The 26,224-nt window shown below is 41.7% G+C and carries 28 protein-coding genes; 15 read left to right on the plus strand and 13 right to left on the minus strand.

Annotated features, from left to right (window positions below; translation table 11 throughout):
* Positions 1-117: 117 nt before the first annotated feature.
* The 4 genes from OGM63_RS00635 to grpE form a co-directional block, all read right to left on the minus strand.
* A complete protein-coding gene (locus OGM63_RS00635; protein WP_263743563.1) occupies positions 118-372 on the minus strand; it encodes a sulfurtransferase TusA family protein in 255 nt (84 codons plus the stop codon).
* A complete protein-coding gene (dnaJ, locus tag OGM63_RS00640; RefSeq protein ID WP_263743564.1) occupies positions 372-1,508 on the minus strand; it encodes a molecular chaperone DnaJ in 1,137 nt (378 codons plus the stop codon). The genes OGM63_RS00635 and dnaJ overlap by 1 nt, the downstream gene beginning before the upstream one ends.
* Before the next feature lie 519 nt (positions 1,509-2,027).
* Positions 2,028-3,983, minus strand: a complete 1,956-nt coding sequence (dnaK, locus tag OGM63_RS00645) for a molecular chaperone DnaK (protein WP_263743565.1) — start codon at positions 3,981-3,983, stop codon at positions 2,028-2,030.
* Between the two features lie 373 nt (positions 3,984-4,356).
* Positions 4,357-5,031 (minus strand): nucleotide exchange factor GrpE, encoded by a 675-nt coding sequence (grpE, locus tag OGM63_RS00650; protein ID WP_263743566.1) that lies wholly within the window; start codon positions 5,029-5,031, stop codon positions 4,357-4,359.
* A 440-nt stretch (positions 5,032-5,471) separates the two neighbouring features.
* On the opposite strand from grpE, the gene OGM63_RS00655 reads away from it, so the two are divergent.
* From OGM63_RS00655 to OGM63_RS00670, 4 genes are all read left to right on the plus strand, one after another.
* Positions 5,472-7,484, plus strand: a complete 2,013-nt coding sequence (locus tag OGM63_RS00655; RefSeq protein WP_263743567.1) for a GspE/PulE family protein — start codon at positions 5,472-5,474, stop codon at positions 7,482-7,484.
* A gap of 186 nt (positions 7,485-7,670) precedes the next feature.
* Positions 7,671-8,780 (plus strand): type IV pilus twitching motility protein PilT, encoded by a 1,110-nt coding sequence (locus tag OGM63_RS00660; protein WP_318528381.1) that lies wholly within the window; start codon positions 7,671-7,673, stop codon positions 8,778-8,780.
* Positions 8,781-8,974: 194 nt separating this feature from the next.
* Positions 8,975-10,195, plus strand: coding sequence for a type II secretion system F family protein (locus tag OGM63_RS00665; protein WP_263743569.1), 1,221 nt, complete (start codon positions 8,975-8,977; stop codon positions 10,193-10,195).
* A gap of 196 nt (positions 10,196-10,391) precedes the next feature.
* Positions 10,392-10,943, plus strand: coding sequence for a hypothetical protein (locus OGM63_RS00670; protein WP_263743570.1), 552 nt, complete (start codon positions 10,392-10,394; stop codon positions 10,941-10,943).
* A gap of 110 nt (positions 10,944-11,053) precedes the next feature.
* Here OGM63_RS00670 and bioU read toward each other — a convergent pair whose 3' ends face one another.
* Positions 11,054-12,076: a (S)-8-amino-7-oxononanoate synthase BioU gene (gene bioU, locus OGM63_RS00675; protein ID WP_263743571.1), complete on the minus strand. Its 1,023-nt coding sequence runs from the start codon at positions 12,074-12,076 to the stop codon at positions 11,054-11,056.
* Between the two features lie 258 nt (positions 12,077-12,334).
* Here bioU and OGM63_RS00680 point away from each other — a divergent pair, with 258 nt between their 5' ends.
* Entirely contained in the window at positions 12,335-12,856 is a 522-nt protein-coding gene (locus tag OGM63_RS00680; RefSeq protein ID WP_263743572.1) for an RNA polymerase subunit sigma-24, read from the plus strand.
* Between the two features lie 135 nt (positions 12,857-12,991).
* Here OGM63_RS00680 and OGM63_RS00685 read toward each other — a convergent pair whose 3' ends face one another.
* From OGM63_RS00685 to OGM63_RS00695, 3 genes are all read right to left on the minus strand, one after another.
* Positions 12,992-13,336 (minus strand): DUF5615 family PIN-like protein, encoded by a 345-nt coding sequence (locus OGM63_RS00685; RefSeq protein WP_263743573.1) that lies wholly within the window; start codon positions 13,334-13,336, stop codon positions 12,992-12,994.
* Positions 13,336-13,668, minus strand: a complete 333-nt coding sequence (locus tag OGM63_RS00690; RefSeq protein ID WP_263743574.1) for a DUF433 domain-containing protein — start codon at positions 13,666-13,668, stop codon at positions 13,336-13,338. The genes OGM63_RS00685 and OGM63_RS00690 overlap by 1 nt, the downstream gene beginning before the upstream one ends.
* A 172-nt stretch (positions 13,669-13,840) precedes the next feature.
* Positions 13,841-14,140 (minus strand): hypothetical protein, encoded by a 300-nt coding sequence (locus OGM63_RS00695; RefSeq protein WP_263743575.1) that lies wholly within the window; start codon positions 14,138-14,140, stop codon positions 13,841-13,843.
* A gap of 132 nt (positions 14,141-14,272) precedes the next feature.
* On the opposite strand from OGM63_RS00695, the gene OGM63_RS00700 reads away from it, so the two are divergent.
* From OGM63_RS00700 to OGM63_RS00735, 7 genes are all read left to right on the plus strand, one after another.
* Positions 14,273-14,836, plus strand: coding sequence for a Uma2 family endonuclease (locus OGM63_RS00700; RefSeq protein WP_263743576.1), 564 nt, complete (start codon positions 14,273-14,275; stop codon positions 14,834-14,836).
* A 485-nt stretch (positions 14,837-15,321) separates the two neighbouring features.
* Positions 15,322-15,612, plus strand: a complete 291-nt coding sequence (locus OGM63_RS00710; protein ID WP_263743577.1) for an AbrB/MazE/SpoVT family DNA-binding domain-containing protein — start codon at positions 15,322-15,324, stop codon at positions 15,610-15,612.
* Between the two features lie 272 nt (positions 15,613-15,884).
* Entirely contained in the window at positions 15,885-16,364 is a 480-nt protein-coding gene (locus OGM63_RS00715; protein WP_263743578.1) for a hypothetical protein, read from the plus strand.
* A 3-nt stretch (positions 16,365-16,367) separates the two neighbouring features.
* Positions 16,368-18,146, plus strand: coding sequence for a hypothetical protein (locus OGM63_RS00720; protein ID WP_263743579.1), 1,779 nt, complete (start codon positions 16,368-16,370; stop codon positions 18,144-18,146).
* 65 nt (positions 18,147-18,211) lie between these two features.
* On the plus strand, positions 18,212-18,532 hold the full coding sequence (locus OGM63_RS00725; protein WP_263743580.1) for a hypothetical protein: 321 nt from the start codon (positions 18,212-18,214) through the stop codon (positions 18,530-18,532).
* A 142-nt stretch (positions 18,533-18,674) separates the two neighbouring features.
* The gene (locus OGM63_RS00730; protein ID WP_263743581.1) at positions 18,675-19,430 is read left to right on the plus strand and encodes an EcsC family protein; all 756 of its coding nucleotides are present in this window, start codon (positions 18,675-18,677) and stop codon (positions 19,428-19,430) included.
* 23 nt (positions 19,431-19,453) lie between these two features.
* Positions 19,454-19,729, plus strand: a complete 276-nt coding sequence (locus OGM63_RS00735; RefSeq protein WP_263743582.1) for a hypothetical protein — start codon at positions 19,454-19,456, stop codon at positions 19,727-19,729.
* 301 nt (positions 19,730-20,030) lie between these two features.
* Here OGM63_RS00735 and OGM63_RS00740 read toward each other — a convergent pair whose 3' ends face one another.
* Complete coding sequence (locus OGM63_RS00740) at positions 20,031-20,204, minus strand: hypothetical protein (protein ID WP_263743583.1); 174 nt, start codon at positions 20,202-20,204, stop codon at positions 20,031-20,033.
* Positions 20,205-20,545: 341 nt separating this feature from the next.
* Between OGM63_RS00740 and OGM63_RS00745 the strand changes: the two genes are divergently transcribed.
* The 3 genes from OGM63_RS00745 to OGM63_RS00755 are packed head-to-tail and all read left to right on the plus strand — an operon-like array spanning position 20,546 to position 21,639.
* On the plus strand, positions 20,546-20,758 hold the full coding sequence (locus OGM63_RS00745) for a DUF2997 domain-containing protein (protein ID WP_263743584.1): 213 nt from the start codon (positions 20,546-20,548) through the stop codon (positions 20,756-20,758).
* A 36-nt stretch (positions 20,759-20,794) separates the two neighbouring features.
* Positions 20,795-21,181 carry a DUF1257 domain-containing protein gene (locus OGM63_RS00750; RefSeq protein WP_263743585.1) on the plus strand — a complete coding sequence of 129 codons (387 nt, stop codon included), beginning with the start codon at positions 20,795-20,797 and terminating at the stop codon, positions 21,179-21,181.
* Positions 21,181-21,639, plus strand: a complete 459-nt coding sequence (locus OGM63_RS00755; RefSeq protein WP_263743586.1) for a ferredoxin — start codon at positions 21,181-21,183, stop codon at positions 21,637-21,639. The genes OGM63_RS00750 and OGM63_RS00755 overlap by 1 nt, the downstream gene beginning before the upstream one ends.
* Positions 21,640-21,772: 133 nt before the next feature.
* Here the strand turns inward: OGM63_RS00755 and OGM63_RS00760 are convergent, their stop codons facing one another.
* From OGM63_RS00760 to OGM63_RS00775, 4 genes are all read right to left on the minus strand, one after another.
* Entirely contained in the window at positions 21,773-22,051 is a 279-nt protein-coding gene (locus tag OGM63_RS00760; RefSeq protein ID WP_263743587.1) for a YiaA/YiaB family inner membrane protein, read from the minus strand.
* A 168-nt stretch (positions 22,052-22,219) separates the two neighbouring features.
* Positions 22,220-23,920: a DUF4335 domain-containing protein gene (locus OGM63_RS00765; RefSeq protein WP_263743588.1), complete on the minus strand. Its 1,701-nt coding sequence runs from the start codon at positions 23,918-23,920 to the stop codon at positions 22,220-22,222.
* An 81-nt stretch (positions 23,921-24,001) separates the two neighbouring features.
* Positions 24,002-24,613 (minus strand): DUF3038 domain-containing protein, encoded by a 612-nt coding sequence (locus OGM63_RS00770; RefSeq protein WP_263743589.1) that lies wholly within the window; start codon positions 24,611-24,613, stop codon positions 24,002-24,004.
* Positions 24,614-25,100: 487 nt separating this feature from the next.
* Positions 25,101-26,224 (minus strand): Smr/MutS family protein (locus tag OGM63_RS00775; RefSeq protein ID WP_263743590.1); only part of this gene is annotated, 1,124 nt, incomplete at its 5' end.

Raw genomic sequence — 26,224 nt, forward strand, 5'->3', positions numbered from 1 at the left:
CCTTGTCCCCCTTGTCCTCCTTGTCCCCTAAATCCAGCTGCACTCGATAAAAATTCGCTTGCACAGCTAACACAGTACCCAGCAACTGCCCAGTGGTAGAAAAAACTTCCCCTTTCATCAAGCAGCAACCGGACGGCGGACTAAAAGAGAAAAATAGCCAGCACAATCTATAATTTGTTCCACTTGATAGCCCGCCATTGTCAGACTATCAGGAACTTGCTCAATCGGTTCTCCGGGGTCTAGCCAGACTTCTAGCAAACCGGACTGTGGCATTTGTTCTAAACGTAATTTCGTCCGCACAAAATTAATCGGGCAAGGAGTGCCCCGCAAATCGAGTTGAGCATCAGGAGTTAAGACGGAATATACGCTCATTACTTAAACAAATTTCCCAAAAAACCTTCTAAACCACCTTTTCCAGTGCGGTCTCCCTTAATTTTAGCTAGCTTCTCTAGTAATTCTCGCTCATCTGGCATCACCTTGGTGGGAATATCAATTAACACCGTCAGCATGTGGTCACCTCGACTTACAGGATTTCCTAAGCGTGGTACACCGCGACTTTCCAACTTCATCACCGTATTCGGTTGAGTTCCCGCCGGAATTATCAGTTCCACTGGACCATCTACCGTATTTACCTCTAAACGACAGCCTAAAATTGCCTGGAGGTAGCTAACTTTGATTTCTGAGATAATGCTAATTCCATCTCGGTGGAATTCCTCATCCTCATTGACGAACAAGTACACATATAAATCTCCCGGAGGACCACTGCGCTGACCTGCATCTCCTTCATTAGAAATTCGCAAGCGCGTCCCATTATCTACCCCAGCAGGAATTGTAATTTTGAGTTTTTTCGTTACTTGATTTGTGCCTTTGCCGTCGCAAGCATCACATTTGTCTTCAATTACCATCCCTGTACTATTACAGGTGGGACAAGTCGAAACTTGAGTAAAGCTGCCAAAAGGCGTTCTGGTGACGCGACGTACTTGACCCGAACCGCTACAAGTTGAGCAAGTCCTCGGACGAGTTCCTGGTTTAGCACCAGATCCGGTACAGACATCACAAGTTTCTAGATGAGAGATGCGAATTTCTTTTTCACCGCCAAATACTGCTTCTCGAAAATCTAACTTCAAGTCTAGCCGCAGGTCATCACCTCGCACTGGACCGCTGCGCCGTCTTTGGGTAGAAGGACCACCCATCCCCCCTGCGAAGCCACTGAAAATACTTTCAAAGATATCGGCAAAGCCACCCATATCGCTCATATCTTGGAAGCCTCCAGCGCCAGCCGCAGCGCCGGATACACCAGCTTCACCAAAACGGTTGTAACGCTCTCTGATTTCCGGCTCAGAAAGCACTTCATAAGCGCGGTTAATTTCCTTAAAGCGATCCTCCGCTCCCGGTTCTTTGTTCACGTCTGGGTGATACTTCCGGGCTAGGCGGCGGTATGCGCCTTTAATTTCTTCTTTGTCGGCGTCACGAGAGACACCTAAAGTTTCATAATAATCGCGGGCCATATAGCAAAGGTAAAAGTTAGAAGGTAGAAAGCGGAAGGGAGAACTTCAAAAAGGCAAAGGTTAATTTTTGTTAATACTTGATTTTACCTTTTACCTTTGACAAAAATCACTCTTTATATTTTGAGCATGAGATGCTTTGCTCCTAAAACAGGACAATCATCTAGCCAATTCAAAGCAACTTGCCGTGCATCAGGCTTAAAAAAAGCTAGCTTTGGGCAAGTTTTTTGCTCAAACTTCTCACTGCCGATTGGCTGTTTCTTTTACAATTGTGCTACGCAACACGGTAAAACCCCGCCGATCAACAGAGGAGCTAGCCGCACCTATAGGTGTGGAAAACCCCCATATACGTTTAATCGCATCTGTACTAGCACTTTGTATAGTCCACGGCAATTCGCTTCTACAATCTAGCAAACCATTGCGGTACAACACCACTTTGGCGATAAACAGAGTTAGTGGATAGTGGATAGTGGTTAATTGTCAACTAACAACCAACAACCAACAACTAACAACCAAGACCCTTTAATCGATCGCCTCATAATCCGCTTGTAAGGTACCCTCATCATCAAAATCAAAGTTGAATTGAGGTGCGATTGTTCCATTCACTGATTCAATCGCAGGAGTAAAAGGAATATCTGAAGTTTGGGCAGCTTCATCACTTGATATTGTCGGTCGGTTGTAGACATCAGCACCAATGGCAAACAAGGTTTGTTGAAAGTCATCCAAGCGCTGTTTAAATTCTTCTGGTGAAATACTATCTTCAGTTATCGCTGCTTGGAGTTTTGTAACTTTTTCATTTGCCAAAGCTTTCATCGAATCGCCAATCAAGTTGCCATTATCCTTTAAAGTCGATTCGTAACTGAACAACAGAGTATCCGCTTGATTTTTTAATTCAACCAATTGTATGCGTTTTCTGTCAAGTTCAGCAAACATTTCCGCTTCTTGCCGCATCCGTTCTACTTCGTGGGTACTCAAACCCCCTGTGTTGGTAATCCGAATACTTTGTTCTCTACCGGTGCCTTTATCTTGAGCCGAAACCTTGAGGATGCCGTTGACATCGATTTCAAATGATACTTCGATTTGCGGCACGCCACGCTCTGCGGGGGGAATTCCGGCAAGAAGGAATTTACCGAGACTTTTATTATCCCTTGCCATTGCCCGTTCACCTTGAAGGACGTGAATTTCCACGCTTGTTTGCCCATCGGTTGCGGTGGAAAACACTTGAGACTTGCTGGTAGGAATTGTAGTATTGCGTTCAATAATTTTAGTGAACACTTCTCCTAAAGTTTCCAATCCCAGCGATAAAGGTGTAACATCCAAAAGTAAGAGATTCTCGACTTCGCCACCCAGCACCCCAGCTTGAATAGCAGCGCCGAGTGCCACTGCTTCGTCAGGATTGATCGAGCGATCGGGTGCTTTGCCGTTGAAAAATCTGATTAAGGCGTTTTGAACTGCGGGAATGCGCGTAGAACCGCCCACCAATATAATTTTATCTATGTTTTGTGGTTTCAACTCTGCATCTTTGAGCGCTTGAACCATCGGTTCGATGGTAGCTTCAATTAATTGGCTCGCTAGTTCTTCAAATTTGGAACGGCTGAGTTCCATTTCTAGATGCTTGGGTCCGGTTTCATTGGCAGTGATAAATGGCAAGTTAATTGAAGTATTTGCCATGCTGGAAAGTTCGATCTTTGCCTTTTCCGCAGCTTCTCGCAAGCGTTGCAGCGCCATTTTGTCTTGGGAAAGGTCAACTTTTTCTTGTTGGTAGAAGTGTTGAATCATCCAGCGGACGATCGCATTATCAAAGTCGTCTCCACCTAGATGGTTATTACCACAAGTCGCCTTAACTTCAAATACTCCATCCCCAAGTTGCAGAATGGATACATCGAAGGTGCCACCCCCCAAGTCAAATACTAAAATTAGTTGTTCAATGTCTTGCTTGTCTAAGCCAAATGCTAAAGCCGCAGCAGTTGGTTCATTGATGATTCGCAGTACTTCTAATCCAGCAATGGTGCCAGCATCTTTAGTTGCTTGTCTCTGAGCATCTGTGAAATACGCCGGCACCGTAATTACTGCCTGGGTGACAGTTTCACCTAAGAAATTTTCCGCATCTTGTTTGAGTTTTTGCAAAACCATTGCGGAGATTTCTTGCGGTGTGTAGTTACGTCCGCGAATTTGCACATCAACGGTATCATCTCGACCTTTGACACAAACATAGGGGACGCGATCGCGTTCTAGTTCGGTGTCATCCCAACGACGCCCAATAAATCGCTTAATACTGTAAATTGTGTTCTCGGCATTTGTAACTGCTTGTCGCTTTGCCAATTGACCGACTAAGCGCTCACCACCTTTGCCAAATCCGAGAATACTAGGAGTGGTTCTTCCACCTTCGGAGCTGGCAATGACAATCGGTTGACCACCTTCCAATACTGCGACGCAACTATTGGTAGTACCTAAGTCGATCCCAATAACTTTTCCCATAACTAACGGTATTTTTACCAGAGTGCTTCTTACAAAAATGTAGACATAAGTTTCCTGCCGGGACTGGTGTGGAAGTTTCTGTCCAACAAAACTAAGAAAAGTGATTTTTCGCGGAGTAACTTTTTAACTACGGACAAGTTATTTATGGTTTTCGCAAAAAAAACATTCTTCTCCTCCCGATGGAAGAGGCACGATTAGTAAGCGAAAACCTTAAATAGCCATGTCCTAGTTTCAGTATGCGATGCTCGTCAAGCGCAAGAAGCCAAAGACTTTTAGCTACTAATAATCAGCAGTTAGTCAGTAGCCAAAACCAACCCGTCTATAGCACTGGTTCCTTTTGACTTTTGACGAATGAAAAAAAGCGTTCGTTTAACTACATTGCTGAATTTGACTGATTTTCCTCCATAGGAGGCATATCTTCTTTCGGAGCAGCGACTTTGACCATTGCATGACGAAGCACGCGATCGCCCAAATAATATCCGCGTACTAACTCTTCTAACACTGTTCCTTCTGGATGTTCATCCGTAGGTTCGCGCATTACTGCTTCGTGCAAGTTCGGATCGAATTCTTGACCTTCGGGTCGCATTGGTGACACACCCAAGCGTTTCAAGGAATCTACTAGTTGCTTGTAGACACCTTGATAGCTTTTGTGAATTGTCAATTCACCGTCGCTTTGCGGTTTGAGATGTGCTCTTGCTCGTTCAAAATTATCAACTACTGGCAGTAATTCCGTAATCGTATTCCGCTTCACCAACAAATCAAGCTCTTCTTTTTCCTTGCTGGTGCGTTTGCGATAATTCTCAAAATCTGCCCCAATCCGCATATATTGGGTGTTACGCTCTTCTAATTGGGCTTTCAGTGACTCTATTTGTTGAGTCATTTCTGCTAATGCGGCTGTATCAGTTTCCGTTATAGTCTGCGGAGTTCCAGCAGTACCATTTTCTTGTATATCTGTCTCTCCTGATGTATTGGTTTGGGCTGTCACTTGCTCAGTAACCTCGCTACCAGATTCGTTATAGTTCATTTGGGCTGGGGACTCGCTCATCATTGCTTACTTTACCTCTGTGTTCACCCTAGAAGATGGCTTATATTGATTTCTTTATCCTCTTCCATTATTGTGTAATCATTCCAAATGCTATTTACGGCAATTAGTCCCCACATAGTAACAGCCGTTGAATGCACTTGCCGCTGACTGTGAGGCGTATTTTTTGCCGAAATTTTCATTTGAATCGATCTCACCGTCCTCTATTGTGACAAATGCAGAGCGCATTAGCCCAGACGCACCAATGGCGGCATTCCGAAAATAGGGAATGGGGCATGGGGCATTGGGCATGGGGCATCGAAATTCTGAAACTTCTTTTTATTCCCCTTTCCCCTTTCCCATTGCCCATTACTTAATTGGCAAAAATTCAACAAGTAAGCATGAGAATTATCTTCGCCAGATTGGGAATACTTTAACCAGAGGTTTCCGCTACTCATTGCTCACTTATGACTTACTCGTCACAACAACGGCGCAGTACCGCTCTTACTACAAGAACCGAATTTTCGCCTTTCGGCAATAAACTTGTGCAATCTGGCTATGTGAATAGCGAACAGATGAGACAAGCGCTAATTGATAGCCGCAAGTCTGGCGTACCCTTAACAGAAGTACTTGAGTCAATCTCTGGGCAACAACTATCACCTGAGTTGCTCAGACAATATAAAAAACAGCAGTTATTTGAACTTAAAATACTATACGGTGTTGAGTTTATCGATCCGGAAGTTAGTCAAGTAGGCAGCACCACGGTAGGAAAGCTGATTGATACCCTGATTCCAGCGGATATCTGTCGTCGCCATCGCTTGGTACCACTGGCAAAACATGAAGATCAAAACCCGCCGTCGGTGTTAGTGGCGATGGTCGATCCGGATAATCTAGAAGCTTCGGATGATTTGAATCGCATTTTGCGTCCGCAAGGTTTGGCGTTGCAACGCATGGTGATTACCCAGGAGGACTATCAACAGCTAATCAATCAATATTTGGATGAACTAGCTGTTAAGCAAAAGCACCTGGAGAAACAAAAGTCTACAGACATTAATCAAGACTTAGAAAATCTGGGAAATCTCGACCTAGACGATGCCCCCGATGATATGGAAGCTGATTTGGGGGCAGCGATGAAGGGTGCAGAAGATGCACCAGTTATCAACTTGGTCAATAGAATTCTTGCCAAAGCTTTACATGAGAAGGTTTCCGACATTCACATCGAGCCGCAAGAAGAAAACTTACGCATTCGCTTTCGTAAGGATGGCGTGTTGGGTGAGGCTTTTGATGCCCTGCCGAAGAAAATCATTCCTGCGGTTACGGCTCGGTTTAAAATTATTGCCAACTTAGATATTGCCGAACGGCGTTTACCTCAGGATGGACGCATTCGGCGGATGTTTGAAGGGCGTAAAGTTGACTTCCGGGTTAGTACCTTACCCAGTCGCTATGGCGAAAAGGTAGTGTTGCGGATTTTGGATAACTCCTCTACACAACTGGGATTACATAAGTTGATTGCCGATCCTGAAAGTTTGCAGATTGTCCATGAGATGGTTAGCCGTCCCTTTGGTCTGATTTTGGTAACAGGACCAACTGGTTCTGGTAAAACAACGACGCTGTATTCAGCATTAGCAGAACGCAATACACCGGGAATTAATATCAGTACTGTAGAAGACCCGATTGAGTATAGCTTGGCGGGGATTACTCAGGTGCAGGTAATTCGGGAAAAAGGGCTAGATTTTGCCACGGCTTTGCGGGCATTTTTGCGGCAAGATCCGGATGTGCTGTTGGTGGGTGAAACACGAGATAAGGAAACGGCAAAAACAGCAATTGAAGCTGCTTTGACTGGTCACTTAGTATTAACTACCTTACATACGAATGATGCCCCTGGTGCGATCGCTCGTTTGGGAGAAATGGGCATTGAACCTTTCATGATTTCTAGTTCTCTCATTGGCGTTTTGGCACAGCGTTTGGTGCGACGTGTCTGTGCCGATTGTCGCATTCCCTATACTCCCACCCCTGAAGAATTAGCCCGCTATGGTCTATCCGCTTCTCAAGATGTAGGTATAACTTTTTATAAAGCAAACTCCTTAACATTAGAAGAAATTCAACAAACTAGTTCTAAAGGTCATATTTGCCCAACTTGTAATGGCAATGGTTACAAGGGACGTTGCGGTGTTTATGAAGTTATGCGAGTCACCGAAAAGCTGCAAACCTTAATTAACGAAGAAGCACCAACAGAACGCATTAAGGAAGTTGCAGTCGAAGAGGGGATGAAAACTTTGCTTGCTTACAGCTTGGATTTAGTGCGTCAAGGACAAACCACTTTAGAAGAAGTCGAACGCGTAACTTTCACCGATACAGGTTTAGAAGCAGAGTTAAAAGCCAAACGCAAAAGTGGTCTTACCTGCCGAACTTGTAGTGCCGAATTAAAACCGGAATGGCTAGATTGTCCTTATTGTATGACACCTCGTTTTGCCGATTAAGTAGATGGGCATAAATAAACGCTCCTTAACGTAGTAACGGCTTAAGCCGTTAAAATCCAAGAGCGACAAGCGGTAAACCGCTCACTACGAAGAGCGGAGAATATTTTACATTTAATTTCGCCCACCTACTTAGTTAGTAGTTAACCATCAACCAACACCTATCAAATAACAAAAATAGACATAATTATGGAAATGATGATTGAAGACTTAATGGAGCGGATGATTGAAATGGGTGGCTCGGATTTACATTTATCCGCAGGTATACCTCCCTACTTTCGCATCAGCGGCAAACTCACACCCATTGGTGATGAGGCATTAACCGGCGATCAGTGTCAAAGGCTTATTTTTAGTATGCTGAATAATACTCAGCGCAAAACTTTAGAACAAACATGGGAACTCGATTGTAGCTATGGAGTTAAAGGTTTAGCTCGCTTTCGTGTCAACGTTTATAAAGAGCGTGGTTCCTACGCTGCTTGTTTGCGAGCGTTAAGTTCTAAAATTCCTAACTTTGATAAATTAGGTCTGCCAGATGTGGTACGGGAAATGACTGATAAACCCAGAGGATTAATTTTAGTAACGGGTCCTACTGGTTCAGGTAAAACCACTACCTTAGCAGCAATGATTGACTTGATTAACCGCACCAAAGCTGAACATATTTTAACTGTAGAAGACCCAATCGAATTTATTTACGAACCAGTTAAAAGCTTAATTCACCAACGTCAACTTAATGAAGATACTAAGAGTTTTGCTAATGCCTTGAAAGCAGCATTGCGGGAAGATCCAGATATTGTTCTGGTAGGGGAAATGCGCGATTTGGAAACAATTTCTCTGGCTATTAGTGCGGCGGAAACAGGACACTTGGTATTTGGCACTTTGCACACTAGTTCAGCAGCACAAACTATTGACCGCATTGTTGATGTTTTTCCACATGAAAGACAAACTCAGGTACGGGTGCAATTATCTAACTCGCTAGTTGCTGTATTTAGCCAAACTTTGGTTCCTAGAAAAAATCCTAAACCAGGCGAGTTTGGTCGGGTGATGGCTCAAGAAATTATGATTGTTACTCCTGCTATTTCCAACTTGATTCGCGAAGGAAAAACCGCACAAATTTACTCGGCTATACAAACCGGCGGTAAGTTGGGTATGCAAACTCTAGAGAAGGTTTTAGCTGATATGTACAAAGCAGGAACTATCTCTTTTGAAGCAGCAATGTCTAAGACTTCCAAGCCGGATGAAATTCAGCGTCTCATTGGTGGTGCCCCACCACAAGCAGCAGGAGCAGTCAAAGCGCATTAATTTAATAATGGAAATTTGAAGAGGGGAAAAGGAAAGAAAAATAAACAGGGGTGATTTAAATAACTCTTCTTACAAACGTCAACGGGACGGTACAGGCCACCGCTCAAGGTTGGCGCTTTATTTCCATACCTTTTACCTTTTACCTTTACCCCTCCTCAAATCCCCCAATTACCAATATAAAATATATATAATCCATGCCAAACTTTGTTGCTCGTGTTCGAGATTCTCAAGGAAAATCCCGAACAGAAAAAATTGTTGCGGAATCTGTAGTGCAAGCACGTAGTGCTCTGAGACAGCAGGGTTTTGTAGTTCAAGAACTTAAACAAGCTCAAGGTTTTGGGAGCTTTGACTTGAACAAATTACAGACAGCAATGACTAAGGTTTCCGTTAAGGATAAAGCTGTCTTTTCTCGTCAATTTGCGGCTCTAATCAATGCGGGAGTAGCAATTGTTAGAAGTCTGGGGGTGCTGTCTGAGCAATGTACTAATCCGAAACTAAAACAATCACTAATAGACATTAGCGCTGATGTCCAAAACGGGATGAATCTTTCTGACTCAATGCGGAAGCATCCTCAATGTTTTGATGGTTTGTATGTCAGCATGGTTCAAGCGGGTGAAGTGGGCGGTGTTTTAGATGAAGTAATGAATCGTTTGGCAAAGTTATTAGAAGATGTTGCCCGATTACAAAACCAAATTAAATCAGCATTGTCTTATCCAATGGTTGTAGGATTTTTGGCAACTGCAATTTTTCTGGGGATGACGATTTTTCTCATTCCAATTTTTGCCGGTATTTTTAAAGATTTAGGCACTGAATTGCCTCCTTTAACGCAATTCTTGATGGATTGTAGTGAAATTTTGAGAAGTTGGCGAATTTTTCTGATATTTGGCGTTGTTATCGGTACGTCAATTGCATATAAGCAGTACTACAAAACTGCTCTTGGTCGCCAAACGATCGATCGTTTTTCTCTGAAAATGCCGTTGTTTGGTGACTTGATTCAAAAATCGGCAGTTGCCCGTTTTAGCCGGACTTTTGGGGCTTTGACTCGTTCAGGTGTACCAATTCTTACTTCTTTGGAAATTGTCCGCGACACGTCAGGAAATCAAGTAATTGCTAATGCTATTGATGGAGCGCGTGTAGAAATTCAACAAGGAGGGATGATCAGCATTGCCTTGCAAAAAGAAAAAGTTTTTCCGCCTATGGCAATTCAAATGATTAGTATCGGTGAGGAAACTGGGGAATTAGATGGGATGTTGATGAAAGTTGCCGATTTTTATGAAGATGAAGTCGAGCAGGCAGTAAAAGCTCTAACAAGCATTTTGGAACCAATTATGATTGTGGTTTTGGGGGGAATGGTTGGCACAATTTTGCTGGCGATGTATCTGCCTCTGTTTAAGGTATTTGAAAAACTGGGATAGACGATTAAAAGTTAGGAGTTGTAGAGACGTTCCGGCGGAACGTCTCTACTAAAGTTAGCAGGCGCGGAGTTAAAAGTCTTTATTTTAAGTCTTAACTTATAAATAAGAAATTTAATTCTTAACTTATCACTCCTCACTTTCATAGAGACGTTCCACCGGAACGTCTCTACTTAATTAATTTCTTAAATTATATTTAATGCAAAAATCTTATTACGAAACTAGCTTGGCTGAATATAGCAATTCCTTGTCAGCGATCGCACTCCTTAAGCTGCATCGACCATACTTGGAAATGATTCCTAGTCTGCGGCGTCCAGATGAAAGCGTTATCACTATTCCTCTACCAATTGTCCGTCTTCGCAACACTTCAGCAGAAAAAACCACTACTTGCCTACCTTGTGATGTCGCAATTTTAATGTGCGATCCAGAATGGAAAATCAAAAGCGGTGTGGAAATTTTGGTTTTCATTCATCGTCCCCACGAAGATTTTTCTCAGTTATTGGGACGCTGGCGACAAACTCAAGTTTGCCTAGATAAAGAATATCAGTGGCTCATGCCTCCCCGTTACAATCATATTTTAAATGAGGGAATAAATAGTATATATCCCTTATTTGTGGTGTTTCTAGATACACCAGAACGCATTAAGCGTGGTCTTGTCGGCGCATCTCTGCCATTTATAATTCAAACACCAGAATCACTGCCTGAGGAAAATATGTTAGAAGTTTTCTCTCCAGAAAGTCCACCAACTTAGAATAAGTTAGGAGTTAAAAGTGAGGAGTGAGGAGTTAAAAATTAGCTCATTCCAAATTCCTAACTCATAACTCCGTACAGACGTTCCGACGGAACGTCTCTACCTAACTATTACTTGACAAACTGGGGCATAATTTCCGCTGCGGTAAATATTCCATAAATGCCGCGCTTGTGCAATTGCATACCAGCTTTGAGATAGCCAAAGGCTGGTCCACAGACATTAGCTGCCATGCTGGTTTCGTCGCCTAAGATGAAGGTATGGGTGGAAATTTTACCTTCAAAAGTGCGACCAGTGATTTTCACGTTGGTGCTGAGGGGCTTTTTGGCGTTGCGGGTATCGACTATGCCACCAACTGTAACGCGATCGCGTGAACAAATCCCCGCTAATTCCAGCATTACATCATCGGCATGTTCCATATTCTCTAAGGTAAGCACGCCATTGGTTTTATCCAGCAGTGCTTCTACCTCTGCATCTGTCATTGCTCTGGCAGTTTCTACACTATAACCTGGCATATGAGCAATATCTTCGCGGATGGTGGCACGGTAAGCTTCCCAGTTAGCAATTCCGACGCCAAAGGTAATTTCAATTTTATGTATTTCCGCGTAGCTTTGTGCGGCTAATGCAGCGGCTGCGGTTAACAATCCAGGTGTTGCACCACACCCTGTCATGTAAGTAATTCCCGCAGCTTCTAATTCGTCTTTCATTGCCAGCAGTTGTTCTACCGCACTGGTGCGCTTAATCGCATCCACTAACACCCCACGCCAACCGGATTTAATGAACTCCTGTGCTACAGAAGCGATAAAATTATTGGGTAGGTTGGGTAAAGCGAGAAAATACCCATCTACAGAATGAGCGCTTTCGATTAAATCTTGAATACTGCGACTTGTTAAAGTACCAGTTGGTTTTAAATAACCCACCGAACCTTGAGAGTTATAAGTTGTAATACAATTTTGAGCATTTAAACCCGACTCGGTGTATACGTAGCCTTCTTTGTCTGCTGCTGCGACTAAAATCATTTCTCGTTTACCAGCAAGTACCTTGGCGGCAGCTTGTCCTAAACCGCCAAAACCCAGTACTCCTACGCGCATCGCTGGTGAGATATTTAGAGAATTTTTGACTTGTTCTGGATTCATAGTCAATTTGTTAAGTTGAATCGAAAGCGTTTAGCAGTCAGTATTTTAGCTTGTGGCTGATTGCTTTTAGCTATAGATGTTAATTATGCTTTATTATGCTGGGTTGTTATCGTCGGGCGATCGCTTTTTTAACGAGAAAGTCTTGCTTGGCGATTTGGGCGTGGGCGAAATTGTTTCAGTGTTAACACCATTGGAACATTAGTAATAATTATGGTTCAGTAGTATTGTATTGGGCACCAAATTAGAAAAAATTGATTTATGAGTTTTGAAGATATTAAAGACCTAAAGACTGTACGAGCGGTTGCAGAGACTGGTGCTGCGGCTGGCGCTGCTGTCAGTGCTGCTACAGGGTTGACTGTTGCAGCAACTTCAGGAGCAGGAATTACTTCCGGTCTAGCTGCGGCAGGTGGTGTGGTTGGTGGTGGTATGGCGGCTGCTCCTGCGGTATTAGCAGCAGGTCCAGCTTATGCTGGGGCAAAAATAATGAATGAAACTTTGTTCAAAGACCAACCGGATTTGTCTGAGGAAGAACGTGAAGCTCGTGCAGCTGCAAGAACAGCTACAAACATTGGGGCTGCTGCTGGTGTAGCTGGTGCTGGTGCTGTCACAGTAGCTGCTGGTGCTTCTGGTGCTGCAATTATGAGTACCCTTGCTGGTATCGGTGGTGTTGTTGGGGGAGGTGCAATTGCTGGTACTGCCATAGTTGCTGCTGCACCTGTTGCTGCTGCGGCAGCTATTGGATACGGGATATACAAACTTTTCGGCGGCGGTAAGAAATAGCATTAACTCAATTCTCCAATGCAGTGTTAAGCTGCATTGGAGCGCGATCGCATATCTCCTATTTTTAACCACCAAAGCAGAAACCAACAAAATCAACTATCTTCACTTCATGACCTCATTCCCAAAATTGGTAGATTAATAATTTGCGGAATGATATTCTTCTTCAAAAGACGCTTCAGAAATTAAAATCAATTCCTCAATTGTCTCACCAATACCCATATCAGGATTGAGTATAAAAATACCCGGCACATGATGACCTGTATTTATGTGGTCAACTAAATGTACAGGCATAGAGGTACGATTATTTGTTATCAATACAAAGTTATGTGCTTCACACCAAATAAGAATTTCCGGGTCTAAAGTTCCCTTTAAAGGTGTATTTGGTTCTCCTATTGCACGAATGATTAAATCAGATTTTCTTCGTCGTAATTGATTTATATAAACTGGATTTACATTTTCATCCATTAAATACTTAAGCATTATTCGCCTTTTTTCATCGCTTCTCTTTCTGCTTTGAATTGCATTAATTTCTGTACAACAGGTGAAGGGTTGCGTCGTTGTTCTTCTCGCATTCTGTGTCCAGACTCTAACCAGTCAGCAATATAATTACTCACCGTTTCTTTGTTGTGGAGGTAATACAAAATCGTCGCATAGACTTGTTCGAGGGTAAGCGATGTATAAATTTGTGCGATTTCTTCTGGAGTACGAGCGCGATAAATATACTCGTAAAGGATAGTTTCAATACCTATGCGCGTACCTTTGAGGCGAATATCATTCGGTGCAAGAAAGTTGAAGTATTCTTCTAATTGCATCACTTAATCCTCTTTTTATTTATCTATCATGCGATCGCACCTGGAAAGTAAATTGGGTTTTGAATTTTGTCGCTCAAGTGATCGCATGATAGATTAGAGTCCACAGCGATCGCCTACAATCAGTTTAAAAGACCATCAGGTGCGATCGCATTGGGCATCATCACCCCTCTGATCAAAGAGAAAAAGAGCCAATATCAATACCCACAGTTCTTGACACCATAACACCAATAAGCACGCCAAGACCTAGTGCCCTACGAAAATAATTAACGCCTTGAAATAATTCTAGCCATGCCCAAGTAAATAAAGAGCCAAAAGCAAGTGCGTCTAACCCTGTATTAATTTGCCCTGTTGTCAAAACTAGTTTGAGCAAACTAGCTGTTACCCAGACAATAATTGGTAGATTTGGCATCTGAGCTATAACAATATTGCCATCGCTGTCACGGAAGATTTTATCAAATAATGTATTTTTCATAACTTTAAATTGCAACAATTAGCCAAAGCTATTAACTTACAAAAACTACTTGCATTAAAACATTCAAGTCTTTCTCTTATCATGCATCGTTGTGCTGAGATTAAAAATAGAATAGGAAGAGGCAACCCAAAAATGGTACAAGCTGTAACCAAAAATCTGACATTGACGGAGTTTCTACAATTACCAGAAACGAAACCCGCAAGTGAGTATCTTGATGGTCAAATTATCCAAAAACCCATGCCACAGGGAAAACACAGTACGATTCAAGGTGAACTTGTACCGACTATTAATGCTGTAGTCAAACCGAAACGCATAGCTCGTGCGTTTCCTGAGTTGCGTTGCACTTTTGGTGGTCGTTCAACTGTACCCGATATCGCCGTTTTTGTTTGGAACAGAATTCCGCGTGACGACAATGGAGAAGTTGCGAATACATTCTCTATTGCTCCAGATTGGACTATTGAAATTCTGTCACCTGACCAAAGTCAAACAAAAGTGACGAAAAATATTCTCCATTGCTTGAAATATGAGACTCAAATGGGTTGGTTGATTGATCCACTGGAGCGAACTGTGTTTGTTTATCGTCCGAACCAACAAATTGAAGTGTTTGATGAACCAGATGCATTAATTCCTGTGCCAAGTTTTGCGAGTGAAGTTCAGCTGACAGTGGGAAATTTATTTGCTTGGCTTTTGGAGTAGCGATCGCATATACACATAAGACATCTGGTAGAAAAGACGTAGAGACGTAGCATTGCTACGTCTAATCAAGGGTTTCGGACAACCCATAATTAATTTATACCAGATGTCTATAGAACAAAAGCGCGATCGCAGTTATCTAGCTCTAGCTTATCTTTTTGCTACACTTGAAAATTTTTACATCTGTGTCTATAATACACTTACAGTGTTTTCACTCACATGGCTAAATATGGGTGCATCTGTTAGAAGCTGAATTGTGAGAATCGCGAATTCTCAAGGTATTCGTATTCCCAAAGCTTTATTAGCTTGAAGCGAAAGATGGCATTCTTGCCAGTGCGGCTGTTCTCTAGACCGTGACCACAATGCAGCGATAATTATAAAAAATAGAGCGGTAGCGCATTCCGTTCTTAAAGCTCAACGCCTCCTAAGCAATAGCCGGATTGGTTGAGAAGCCCACACTGTAACGGTACTCCGTTCAGTGTGGGAGTATGTCACAACAAAGTGGTATTCACACAGAAGTGGAAATTGAGGTTGATGGCGATCGCCTAATTATTCGCGCAGTAACACGATTACGGCTTGGGTGGGATGAAGTTTTTGCAGCAATGGCAGAGCGATACGATGATGTTCTGCTAGATGATATTAATACAACAGACTGCGATCGGGTCAGGGCAAGGGCATCTAAAATTAACAACAATAAATGGACAAAAGTCCAGTTTAGTCTATTTGACGCAAAAATAAGATTTTTCGTTAATCTTGTTTTTTCTGTAGACAAAAAGTAAAAATTATTATGGCATTATTCTCAATAATAGAATTTAATGCTAAAAATACGGTTTTCTTGAGAATACCCATTTAAAAAAACCTTGATACAAATACAGTAGAGACGCGAAATTTCGAGTCTTTAAAAGATTCATATCTATTGCTATTAACGTGAAATGATTACTTCATTATTCAAAGTAGAAAACTGCACCTGCATAATTTTAATCATCCCATCATATCATTCAGTAACGCCCAAAACTTGATTACTTTAACAACTAGAAATTAAGAATAAATTATGAGCGATTACGACAGACTAAATGACTTAAAAGATATTTTAGACTTACTCTACGAAAGGCTAGGGGCGTTTGAAAAAGAGTTATTTACAAGTAGTAGTGAACCTGTCAAGGTTGAGTTAAAGCAGCGCATTAAGCGAGAGATTCTTCCTAATATTCGTAAATACGAGACAGAATACTGGGAACTTTATCCACAAGAAGCGATTATTATCTCTGATGAGGAAGCAGAAACCCAACTGGTTAAGGTAGAACAAGCAGTTGTATCTATCGAACAGAAACCTTCTATTACTTATCCATCAGAATTAATTTCTCTCCTGCAAGAGATTCGATACAAGTTAGAGAAACAAGATAAAGCAGCTTCAGCCAAGTTGAAGGTAGTTTTGCCGTTAATTCCTGCGATCGCATCTTACGAAATGGAGATAGGAACAGAGGGATTGATGTACAAAACTTGGGAGAAAATTAAGAAAATCGTTCGGAGATAAGTAATGTCAGCAGATAATCTAGAATATATAAGGAAACTAGAGCAAGCGAAGAATGTCTGGCGAGAAAGACATGTTTATCTAGAGAAGGAACTTGCTCAGACTAGCAATGCAGTTCAACGATTTGAATTAACAAAAGAAATTGAAAGATGTCAGCAAGAAATTGAAAGAAAAACTAAAGAAATAGAATCTTTAAAAAAAGAGAGTCAAAAAGAGAGTCAACAAAAAAATTCAGAGTTTTTGGATTCTTTGTGTCAGAAAATGCATGACATACCACTTGTAGACAGACCAATTGAAGTTCTTGGTGCAAGTCAAAAAACTGAGCCAGTTGTCGCTGCTCACTGGCAAGAGTTGATGCGCTTTTGGATATTTAAATTGGGTCAAAAAAGCAATAAATCGGAGTATTTAGGTGTTGTCACTGCTGATGACGTGATGTTAATGCTCTTCTCTTCCAATAGATCGTCGAGAGAAGCTCGTGCTTTGTCTAGTTTTGCTATGCAATGCCTTGGGACAGAGCCTGACTTGAAGAACGAGACAGTTCATTTAGTAATAGATAAAGCTATAGATAACCTCAACGACCTTGATGGTTTGAACAACAAGCTGAATACTTTAATGGATGAAGCATTTTATTCAGTGATGCAGTCGCGTTTTGGACAGCTATTGCATGAACGATTGTTACAAAGTTATATACAAACTCGTGATGCCCGTCGAAATAGGATTGGTTGTATCTTCTTAAATACAGCAATAACAAACAGTGAAATCCTCAATGCAGAAAACGCCACTCAAATATTAATACCCTTTTTAGATGAGTTAACTATCTTCTGTTCGGTCCAAGAACATGTTTACGCAGCATTGCGCTTGGTTGAAGCATTCTATCGTCCACAGGGTCAAAAGAATGGTGCAAGAATAGATTTTTTACCGAACGGACTTTTGCGTAAAGTGGTCAAAGTATTGCTTACGGCTGCTGAACAAAAGACGGTGGGTAATGATGCAGTGTCAACCACAGCTATATGGGCTATTGTATGGCTAACCAGCGCTAAAACTTGCTATTCTTACACAACCTATACTTTTGCTGATGAAGAACTTGACCTTTTACGACAAGTTGTTATCAATGAGAAACATGATGCTTTTGCTCGAAGTTGGTCTGCCCTTATTTTGAGTGTCTGTACTTCTGAAAAAACTATATTTGCCCAAGCAGATTGGATTTACGAATGGGCAGTTGTGGCAGATGGAGCCAAGCCTCAAAGGAAATTACCAAAAATATCACCTCACAATCGTCCGAAAGATATTGAGGTTATGAAAAATTTAGTCTTTTCAAATTTACCGATCAAAGCTAAAAGATATGCAGCCATTGCACTTGGACGACTAGGATGCTTTATACCCGAAATGATAGACCCGCTCCTGCAAGTTTTTCGGGATGATATGTGCCTTCCTGATGAACGTGACGAAGCATTAGTTTATTTAGTATTCATAGGTAATTCTCAAGTTATCTCTACACTCATACAGGAAGTAAATCACCGTCAGAATAATGAAGATAAATATTATGACTTACCTCAACGTTCCTTTCTAGCACTTATTGGCATGGGTAATGTAGATGCGCTTAAGCAACAAATTGAACTTGGTATAAAGGATCAACTAGATATCAATGCTGTAGCTTATGCATTAGCTGGAGTTGCGAATCCACAGGGACGCAAGGTTTTAGAGTCTATGAAGAATCATAAGGAAAAGGAGGTTCGTAATGCTGTGATTAATGCCTTGTCTAAATTAAATAAATGGAATTCTTAGAATCTACACCTATAGCTACAACTTAGGTATCACAAAGGTTTATGTTTTTTCCTTATGGGGTAAATATGTGGAAAAATATAACTAAATTTATCAAAAACAAAATTATTCAAAACTTATCTGTTAATAGTGGTATGAATGTAGATAGATTTATTTCACAACAAGGTCATCTTGTTCATAAACTCAAAGCGAAAGATAGCACTGGTCGATGGGCTTATTACTTCGTTTATATAAGAGCTGCTTTAGAACAGGAATTCTTGAAAGCACTAGAATCAAATCAAAGTATCGATTTAGAGGATTATGGAAAGGTTATTGCTTCTTGCTATGGAGAAGAACCTAATGATGAACTAAAAGCTTTATTAAAAGAAAAATATGGGTTTGATGTTTAGAATTCAAGATAAATAAAACATCATTTATATTCCAATTGGATTGAAAATTCAGGGTCTATCTGCTAAGTTATTGTATAGAATAATATCGACTATTAAGTATTATTTATTAGATAACAATTAATCTAATCATTCCTTTATCACAATGGAAACAAAATTAACTCAATCTAATATCGAGAAGGCTTTTGAATGGCTTTATCAGAGAGCGATCAATGGAATACCTGGTTTTGATTCAGCACCAGAAATGGCTCAAAAATATCTTGCTAAAGGCGGTAGTCTAAATGATAGTGTTAATGATCTAATCAAGTGGCAAATTGTCAAAGCTGGAACATCAGGCTTTGTTACTGGCTTAGGTGGTCTACTCACGCTACCTATTACTGTACCTGCTAATTTCGCCAGTGTAATTTATGTTCATGTCACAATGATCGCAGCTATTGCCTACATGGGTGGATACGATCTTAAAGACGATAAGGTCAAAACTCTAATCTATGCTTGTTTGGTAGGAAATTCTGCCAAAGATATTCTTAAAGAGTCAGGAATAATAATAGGTCGTAAGCTGACTGAATCAGCGATCAAGAATATTTCTAAACAGACATTAGGAGCAATCAACAAAAAAGTTGGCTTTAAACTGGTTACTAAATTCAGTGAAAAAGGAACAATTGTTCTAGGTCGTGCTGTTCCCTTTGTTGGTGGTGTTATTGGAGCATCCATTGATGGAATAGCAACTCAAAGAGTCGGTAACATCGCGAGAGAAACATTTATTGTATCCCCTCTAAATTTGGGGGTAGCTAGTTATTCAGATATCCACAACGAACCAAAAGGATTACTCCCTTCCCGCTCGAAGAATACCCATTTGACGAACGGAAAAGACACGAAGGAAGAAGAAAAAGAAGATAGTTAATGCTCTAAAAGAAGGAGAAAATTATGGTGTTCATAATTCCATTGATTGGACTATTGCTCATATCTACTGGTGGGGCAACACTTGTCTGGTATTATTCGCTTAATCCTGAGAAACAGGAAAAATACAATGAAGCTGTTCTCTCAATTCTTAAGCAAAAGATGCAGGAACGTGGTATTGCAATTGATTTTTCTGATACTAAAGAAAGTCTAGAAGCAAAAGCTAAAAGAAAGGGACTAAGTAACGAAGAAATAAAAAGAATTATAGATGAATCTGCGGAAGAAGGTAAAGCTGGGATTTGAGACATAGGGCATCTTGGGCTTAACGTACATTCCTGTTCCATTGCTACCAGAATGCCTTACCAAAAATCAGGTTTTTTAAACCCGCTTAGGTGGGTTTTGCTTGTTTGGTCAAATTAGTGACCATGAGCAAAGAGCAGTTTCGATATCTTGGCTGAGATGTTTGCTCCCGTGAACTACCTAGGGCATATTTCAGGTAAATGAAGTACATGTATAAAACCCAAAACCTTGATTAGACGTAGCAGTGCTACGTCTCTACGTGTATTGGATTAGAGCGATAGGCTGCTGTAACACCAAGAGTGCGTTAGCGTTCGCGCAGGCAGCGTTCCGAAGGAAAGCTTACCGTTAGGTATCGCTCTCCAAAAATATAATATATACCTCTCTGGTTATACAACCAAAGATATAAATTAAAGTTATCGTATTTATACTCATAACCCAACTTATACAGCGATCGCTGAGAATTGCGCCAAGTCATCATAATGATAACTTTTATCAACACTTTTAGTCATTTCCTAACATGCCCTGCTGGTTATATGCTGCCTAATGCTCGTTTTTCCAGCTTTTGAGCTACATAACGGGGCTTAATTTCCACCTTGACTAATTTAGAAGGTTAAGGGAAACTTACATATGACAGATGTGTAGACTTATAAAATCAATAATTTTTGTAAAGATTCTGAGATATATATTTTGAGAGATGGAACATTAGTTAACAAAGTGGCAAGTTTGTATCTAAGTAGCAAAGTTCCAATGGCTATATTTTTTGAGCCATAACAACAGAACAGTACCGTCCAAACGTAAAAAGCGTGGTTTGCGAAAAGTATGGAGACATTAGAATTCATCATTTATCCAGATGGTCGGGTACAAGAAAAAGTCACTGGCATTGTGGGTGCTTCTTGTGGTGAAGTTACAGCAGCAATAGAGGCACAGCTAGGGTTAGTACTTAGTCATGAGCCCACCTCAGAATTCTTCACTACTCAGGTGCAGCAACAATCTGGTGTGGTAAATACGCAAACCACTTTCAGCGATTGGTAATTTAAACAAATTTAGTTTACTCAAATCACAACCACCATGTCACACTTTAGCCAAATTAAGACGCAAATTCGTAATCTAGACTCGTTGAAAGAAGCTCTGACCGACTTGGATATAAATTGGAAACCCGGTACAAGCGAGGTTCGCGGTTATCGCGGTCAAACTCATGCAGCCGAAGTTACCATTGAACAAGATAATGGTTATGACATCGGCTTTAAATGGAATGGCTTAGAATACGAATTGGTTTCTGACTTGCAATATTGGCAGCAAAACTTGTCTGTTGATGGCTTTTTGCGGCAAGTAACGCAGCGTTATGCATATCACACAGTTGTGAAAGAAACTACTCGTGCTGGGTTTCAAGTCGCTGAACAACAAAAAAATAAAGATGGTTCTATTCGCTTAGTAGTACAACGCTGGAGTGCGTAATGTCTGATTTTCTGCTTTTTGAAGAACAAGAAGACGATCGCTCAGGTTTAGAACCAGAATTAGGCGGTTTTTTGCGGGATGAGCCGGAAAGGTCTGGTTTAGAGCCAGAATTGGGGGGAATGCTGCGTCAAAAGGGTGTTTATGTTGATGAAATCACCTGTATTGGCTGTTTGCATTGTGCCCATGTTGCTCGTAACACTTTTTATATTGAACCAGATTACGGGCGATCGCGTGTAATTCGACAAGAAGGGGACACAGAAGAAGTAATTCAAGAAGCAATTGACACATGTCCCGTTGATTGCATCCAATGGGTAGATTACACTGAACTAAAAAAGTTAGAAGAAGAGCGCAAATATCAGGTAATTCCTGTGGTAGGTTATCCGGTAGAACAAGCGGTTGTTGCTAGTGCAAAGCGTCGTCAAAAGCGAAGATTAACCCATAAAAAATCCCGTTATTGAAATATCAAATTTCAATTCTAAATATAGAGGGCTGTTTCAACAGTCCTTTTGTTTTTTATACTACTTTTTAGTTCGGTAAACACGGAGATTTACCTGATTTTAAATATATAAAGCGAGGGTTCGAGCGATCGCCTTATTTTAAAGGATCGTGCTGAGAAAGCAACTTTTCTACTTTCGCTTCATCAATCCTAGCGGTTAATCTTTTGGCTTCATGCATATCTCTAGTGGTTTTAGCTAAAGTAAAAGTTGAGCCAACAGAAAAAGCTAAACCCATACCCATAAAGCCTTTTACCCAGCTATTTACAGGTAAGTTAACAATACCAAAGGTAGTCATAGAAATAGAAAAGCCAAAAGCAATCCATGTTTGAATAACCCAAGCTGTGCTGTCTTTTTGAGAACTAGAGGTTTGCATATATTTGCGATGTAGTCTGACTAATTTATCAAGTTTAACAGTATTGAACGACAACCGCTACAAAAGTAGTAGTATCTATTATTACCTCTTTTTTTCAGTGGCATGACTAAATTGGTAATTTAAATTTGTAGTCAGCGCAAAGAGCGCTAACTACGAGAAAACGCTCAATTACTGTGACTCTGGAAATGTCTGCACTTTGCCATCCGGGCTGAAAACGGCTCGAATTCTCACATTTTGTCCATTTCTATTAGGTGAGACAAAAGGTTGCCCAATTCCTGGCATTCCAGCGCTGTCAACGTAATCTCTAGCGGCTTTTCCTAAAGGCAAAATTCTTTCAACTTTGCCGTCAACACCGATTAATAAACTGTACTCAAGCGTTTGACTCAATCCTTTAGGTGGCTGCCAACGCTTTTTCAAAAAGTCTCTCGCTTCTGCCACCTGGGGTGTATCAAACAATGTGCCTGTTGCTACGTTTGAGGGAGTGTTGCGCTCTTGTCTCAATCTCTGTGCTAAGGAATTATCACTAGTTCCGAGAGAAGGGGTTGTGGGCGAGGAAGCTGAGATCCCAATGTTACCACGCGGGTCATTGGGTATGGCGTTAATACCATCAGCACCAGAGATACCAGAAGATATCTTCGCCGTGGCGGGAGGTAAATTTGATGGTAAATTTGATGGTAAATTTGATGGTAAATTTGCTGTATTTGGCAGAGCAATTCCATTCTGAGGAATTGAACTTGTACCGCTAGTTTGTTGAGAATTTCTAGGAATAGCAAACGGATCTGATAGTTTGGTGGTTGCTACTTTCCCTGAAGACCGAGAAAGAGTTGGTGCAGTTGTGCCTGGTATAGTTAAGGCAGTGCCGCTTGATGGCAATGGGGCTGTGGAGAAAGTCGATCCCGGTGCTGTTTGGGGTATGGAGGGGAAAGAACCGGGTGCAGTTTTGGCAGATGCAGGCAGTTGAGACGTTTTGGGAAGTGTCGAACCGGGTATTTGCGTTGTCGGAAGTATTGAATCGGCTGCTGGGGGTGTAGGAAGCCTAGAACCTGGTACTGCTGGGGTAGTTCCCACCGGTGGCACTAACAAATTATCTGGGGGGGTGAGTCCAGGTTGGGGTGTTGGAAAAAGGGCTGAGGGAGAAGGTTCCAGGGCTACTTCTTGTGTAGAAGCTGTTTTTTTAGCTGTTAGCTGATGAAGCCTGATATTATTAGCATATTGCCAAGTAAATGGCGTTAAACCCAAAGCTACCAATACCACGGCGGCAGCAGGTGCCCAACTAGGCATTTCTAAAGTTGAACTCCTTGTGTTAAGGGCTGGTAATGCCATCACCTCCGCTGAGTATTCATCTAAAGCGGTTGCCAAATCGAACAGTTGTAACAGACTAAGTTGAATTACACCTCCCGATATCTGGTTAGCGAGGGAACCGAGAAACAAGTTGTGAATTAAATAACTGCTTGATTCTAAATGTATGTTTGGGTCTGGTATCTGTAAATTATTAAATGATTTGGAAGATTTTAAAGTTTGTTCTGGTAATAAATTTTGATTAAAGCCTTTTAATTCTGGATGTTCTGATACTTTGGTTGAGTCTTTTGGTTCGGAGAAACTTGTCCAAAAGCTTTCTGGAGACTTTTGCAGAAATTCCTGCACGTAGTTTGTCACTGCACTATACAAGGCTTCAAGTTGTGAGCGATCGCCTTTAATTGATATTTTCCGTTCTTCTGGCAGTCGCGGATCGTCAAAGCGAAGCTCAAAGTTTAACTGCTTTAGCACAGATTTACCCGTCCAACCGGACAATTGGGAGCTTTGTGCCATAACTTCTAGCGTACAGGTTGGGGGTGTGTATCGGCGGATTACAGGGTTTGATACAGGCATAACAGAAAGTGCGAGGGGGACAACTTGAGATTTGAGATTTGGGATTTGAGATTTGAGATTTGGGATTAATAACCTAAAATATCAAATCTCAAATTGTGTCGAACGATCTATAAGTGCTACCCAGAGACGGCGATGTCCACCGTGACTACTATAAAATAGTAAATCTACCAGTAGTTTCAATGCTAGGTGGGTAAGTGCATCTGTGGAAATTTGCTCATCCGATTCCATGCGCTCTTGATAGGTGTTGCAGAAAGCATCAATATAATCTCCTAATAAAGCAGCTTGATGGGGTTCGCGTTTAGTTTCCGCCATTTGTTCTAATAACCCTACAGCACGGCGAATCAATTCTTGATCCTCTTTTGCAAGGTAACAAATGATCAGAACTAGCGATCGCGCTTCTTCTACATCTAGCTTTTTTCGCCCTCCAGTACCTTTACGTAGAGGATTTGACTGCCGGAGTCGCCACAATGCTACACGATCTGGCACTTTTGTTTCTAAATTCAGAATAATTGCCGCCGAGAGCATTGCTTCAGAACCAATACCAGTTAAAGTTTCTAGCGCCAAAAGTGCTAAGTCTAGTTGGGTTTTGATATTATCCCACTGAACTGTGTTTGGAGCCGAAAGCTGGGTTAAGTCCTCCCACTGGGAATTTTGATTGGCTGAGTTGGCTGCCGAGTGCATAACTTTTAGCATAGGTTATCGGGCGGGTTCGGGCTGCTGCTGTTACCCATTTTGAAACCAGACTCGCAATAATTCAGGTTGGTTTCCCATAGCTACAAGCCGCAAGCTAGCTGAATTTAAAGCTAAACCTGCCTAAAGCAGCTTTTAGAAGTTAGGTCAACAGCAGGTGTCTTTGTCTTACTTTATGACGAAAATATCTCTTAACAAAATATAAATATTAGGAAATTGCATCTACTTTAGTAATGCCCCCAGTCACGATTTGCTCTTTGCCTTAGCGATACTTAAGTAGATAGTATAAGTTACGAGGTGGGAATTGGGAATTGGGAATTGGTAATGGGTAATTGGGCACGCTCGATTGGGGGCAATTGAAGACGGTAAATGCCCAATGCCCAATAGACATCGACCGCTATGCTTATTATGCGTTGCCCGATCCCAAGAGACGTAGCATTGCTACGTCTCTACGTCTCTACGTATGACTCTGGAGATGCCCCATGCCCGATTATTCAATGTAAGCAACTGTAACGCCAGATCCGCCATCTGCCTGTTCTGCGGCATCAATACGGGTAACTCGCTTGTGCTGGTGTAAAAAGGCGTGAACACCTTGCCGCAGCTTACCAGTGCCGTGTCCGTGAATAATCCAGATTGGTCCTATTGCTTCAGAAATTGCTTTGTCTAAAATCAATTCGCTATCCGCTACACGTTTTCCGCGTAAATCTACTGTATTTTGAGATGTGCGAATAGCTGGGGCGCTTTGGGGTGGTGGTGTAACCTTGGGAGGTTTGCTGGCTGTTTGTGCGATCGCTTCCGGTTTTTTTCCATCCAAAGATTCCACATCTTCCAGCTTTACCGTCATTTTCATGATGCCAAAGCGCACACTTAACTCATTATCTTCATCAAGTGCAGTTAAAACTTCCGCTGTTTGCCCTAACTTCGGGATGCGAATGCGATCGCCTACTTTGGGCATAAATCCAGCTTTTGGTTTGCTTTGCTGTGTCCCTTGATACTTTTGACTAATTTTATTTAAAGTATTTGTGGCTTCTTGAGCATCTTGAGCTGTGGGCGTACCTTGCTGCAAGCGGCGAATTATAGAGGCGATTTCACCTTTAGCGCTGGCGATCGCTTGTTGTACGGCTATTTCCTGCGAAGCCCGCAAAGAGCGCTCTCTTTCCTGTAAATTTGCGGATTTTTCCAATACCTCTTTGTATAAACGTTCTGCTTGTTGCAACAGACTTTGAGCTTCGCTGGCTTTAGTTTCCTGACGACGGCGTTGGGCTTCCAAACCAGCAATCACCTGGTTTACTTCGTCTGATGCTTCCCCTACTTGGCTTTTCGCCTGTTCGACAACTTCTGGTTTCAACCCCAAACGCAGGGCGATCGCCAAAGCATTAGAACGTCCGGGAATTCCCCAAAGCAAGCGATACGTAGGCGAAAGAGTACTTTCATCAAATTCTACAGAAGCATTTTCAAACCGCTCATCCTCGTACTTTAAGGCTTTAAGTTCACCAAAGTGAGTTGTCGCCATAGTTAACTGAGCGTTATCAGCCAGATAATGCAATAAGGCGATCGCTAAAGCACTGCCCTCAGCTGGATCTGTTCCCGCACCTACTTCATCTAGTAAGACGA

Origin of the sequence: Plectonema radiosum NIES-515, assembly GCF_025753815.1 — a bacterium.
Taxonomy (GTDB): Bacteria; Cyanobacteriota; Cyanobacteriia; order Cyanobacteriales; family Nostocaceae; genus Hassallia; species Hassallia radiosum_A.

Excerpts from the sequence above, each read along its gene's own strand:
- OGM63_RS00635 (WP_263743563.1), bottom strand. The coding sequence starts at position 372 with ATGAGCGTATATTCCGTCTTAACTCCTGATGCTCAACTCGATTTGCGG.
- dnaJ (WP_263743564.1), bottom strand. The coding sequence starts at position 1,508 with ATGGCCCGCGATTATTATGAAACTTTAGGTGTCTCTCGTGACGCCGAC.
- dnaK (WP_263743565.1), bottom strand. The coding sequence starts at position 3,983 with ATGGGAAAAGTTATTGGGATCGACTTAGGTACTACCAATAGTTGCGTC.
- grpE (WP_263743566.1), bottom strand. The coding sequence starts at position 5,031 with ATGATGAGCGAGTCCCCAGCCCAAATGAACTATAACGAATCTGGTAGC.
- OGM63_RS00655 (WP_263743567.1), top strand. The coding sequence starts at position 5,472 with ATGACTTACTCGTCACAACAACGGCGCAGTACCGCTCTTACTACAAGA.
- OGM63_RS00660 (WP_318528381.1), top strand. The coding sequence starts at position 7,671 with ATGGAAATGATGATTGAAGACTTAATGGAGCGGATGATTGAAATGGGT.
- OGM63_RS00665 (WP_263743569.1), top strand. The coding sequence starts at position 8,975 with ATGCCAAACTTTGTTGCTCGTGTTCGAGATTCTCAAGGAAAATCCCGA.
- OGM63_RS00670 (WP_263743570.1), top strand. The coding sequence starts at position 10,392 with ATGCAAAAATCTTATTACGAAACTAGCTTGGCTGAATATAGCAATTCC.
- bioU (WP_263743571.1), bottom strand. The coding sequence starts at position 12,076 with ATGAATCCAGAACAAGTCAAAAATTCTCTAAATATCTCACCAGCGATG.
- OGM63_RS00680 (WP_263743572.1), top strand. The coding sequence starts at position 12,335 with ATGAGTTTTGAAGATATTAAAGACCTAAAGACTGTACGAGCGGTTGCA.
- OGM63_RS00685 (WP_263743573.1), bottom strand. The coding sequence starts at position 13,336 with ATGCTTAAGTATTTAATGGATGAAAATGTAAATCCAGTTTATATAAAT.
- OGM63_RS00690 (WP_263743574.1), bottom strand. The coding sequence starts at position 13,668 with ATGCAATTAGAAGAATACTTCAACTTTCTTGCACCGAATGATATTCGC.
- OGM63_RS00695 (WP_263743575.1), bottom strand. The coding sequence starts at position 14,140 with ATGAAAAATACATTATTTGATAAAATCTTCCGTGACAGCGATGGCAAT.
- OGM63_RS00700 (WP_263743576.1), top strand. The coding sequence starts at position 14,273 with ATGGTACAAGCTGTAACCAAAAATCTGACATTGACGGAGTTTCTACAA.
- OGM63_RS00710 (WP_263743577.1), top strand. The coding sequence starts at position 15,322 with ATGTCACAACAAAGTGGTATTCACACAGAAGTGGAAATTGAGGTTGAT.
- OGM63_RS00715 (WP_263743578.1), top strand. The coding sequence starts at position 15,885 with ATGAGCGATTACGACAGACTAAATGACTTAAAAGATATTTTAGACTTA.
- OGM63_RS00720 (WP_263743579.1), top strand. The coding sequence starts at position 16,368 with ATGTCAGCAGATAATCTAGAATATATAAGGAAACTAGAGCAAGCGAAG.
- OGM63_RS00725 (WP_263743580.1), top strand. The coding sequence starts at position 18,212 with ATGTGGAAAAATATAACTAAATTTATCAAAAACAAAATTATTCAAAAC.
- OGM63_RS00730 (WP_263743581.1), top strand. The coding sequence starts at position 18,675 with ATGGAAACAAAATTAACTCAATCTAATATCGAGAAGGCTTTTGAATGG.
- OGM63_RS00735 (WP_263743582.1), top strand. The coding sequence starts at position 19,454 with ATGGTGTTCATAATTCCATTGATTGGACTATTGCTCATATCTACTGGT.
- OGM63_RS00740 (WP_263743583.1), bottom strand. The coding sequence starts at position 20,204 with ATGATGACTTGGCGCAATTCTCAGCGATCGCTGTATAAGTTGGGTTAT.
- OGM63_RS00745 (WP_263743584.1), top strand. The coding sequence starts at position 20,546 with ATGGAGACATTAGAATTCATCATTTATCCAGATGGTCGGGTACAAGAA.
- OGM63_RS00750 (WP_263743585.1), top strand. The coding sequence starts at position 20,795 with ATGTCACACTTTAGCCAAATTAAGACGCAAATTCGTAATCTAGACTCG.
- OGM63_RS00755 (WP_263743586.1), top strand. The coding sequence starts at position 21,181 with ATGTCTGATTTTCTGCTTTTTGAAGAACAAGAAGACGATCGCTCAGGT.
- OGM63_RS00760 (WP_263743587.1), bottom strand. The coding sequence starts at position 22,051 with ATGCAAACCTCTAGTTCTCAAAAAGACAGCACAGCTTGGGTTATTCAA.
- OGM63_RS00765 (WP_263743588.1), bottom strand. The coding sequence starts at position 23,920 with ATGCCTGTATCAAACCCTGTAATCCGCCGATACACACCCCCAACCTGT.
- OGM63_RS00770 (WP_263743589.1), bottom strand. The coding sequence starts at position 24,613 with ATGCTAAAAGTTATGCACTCGGCAGCCAACTCAGCCAATCAAAATTCC.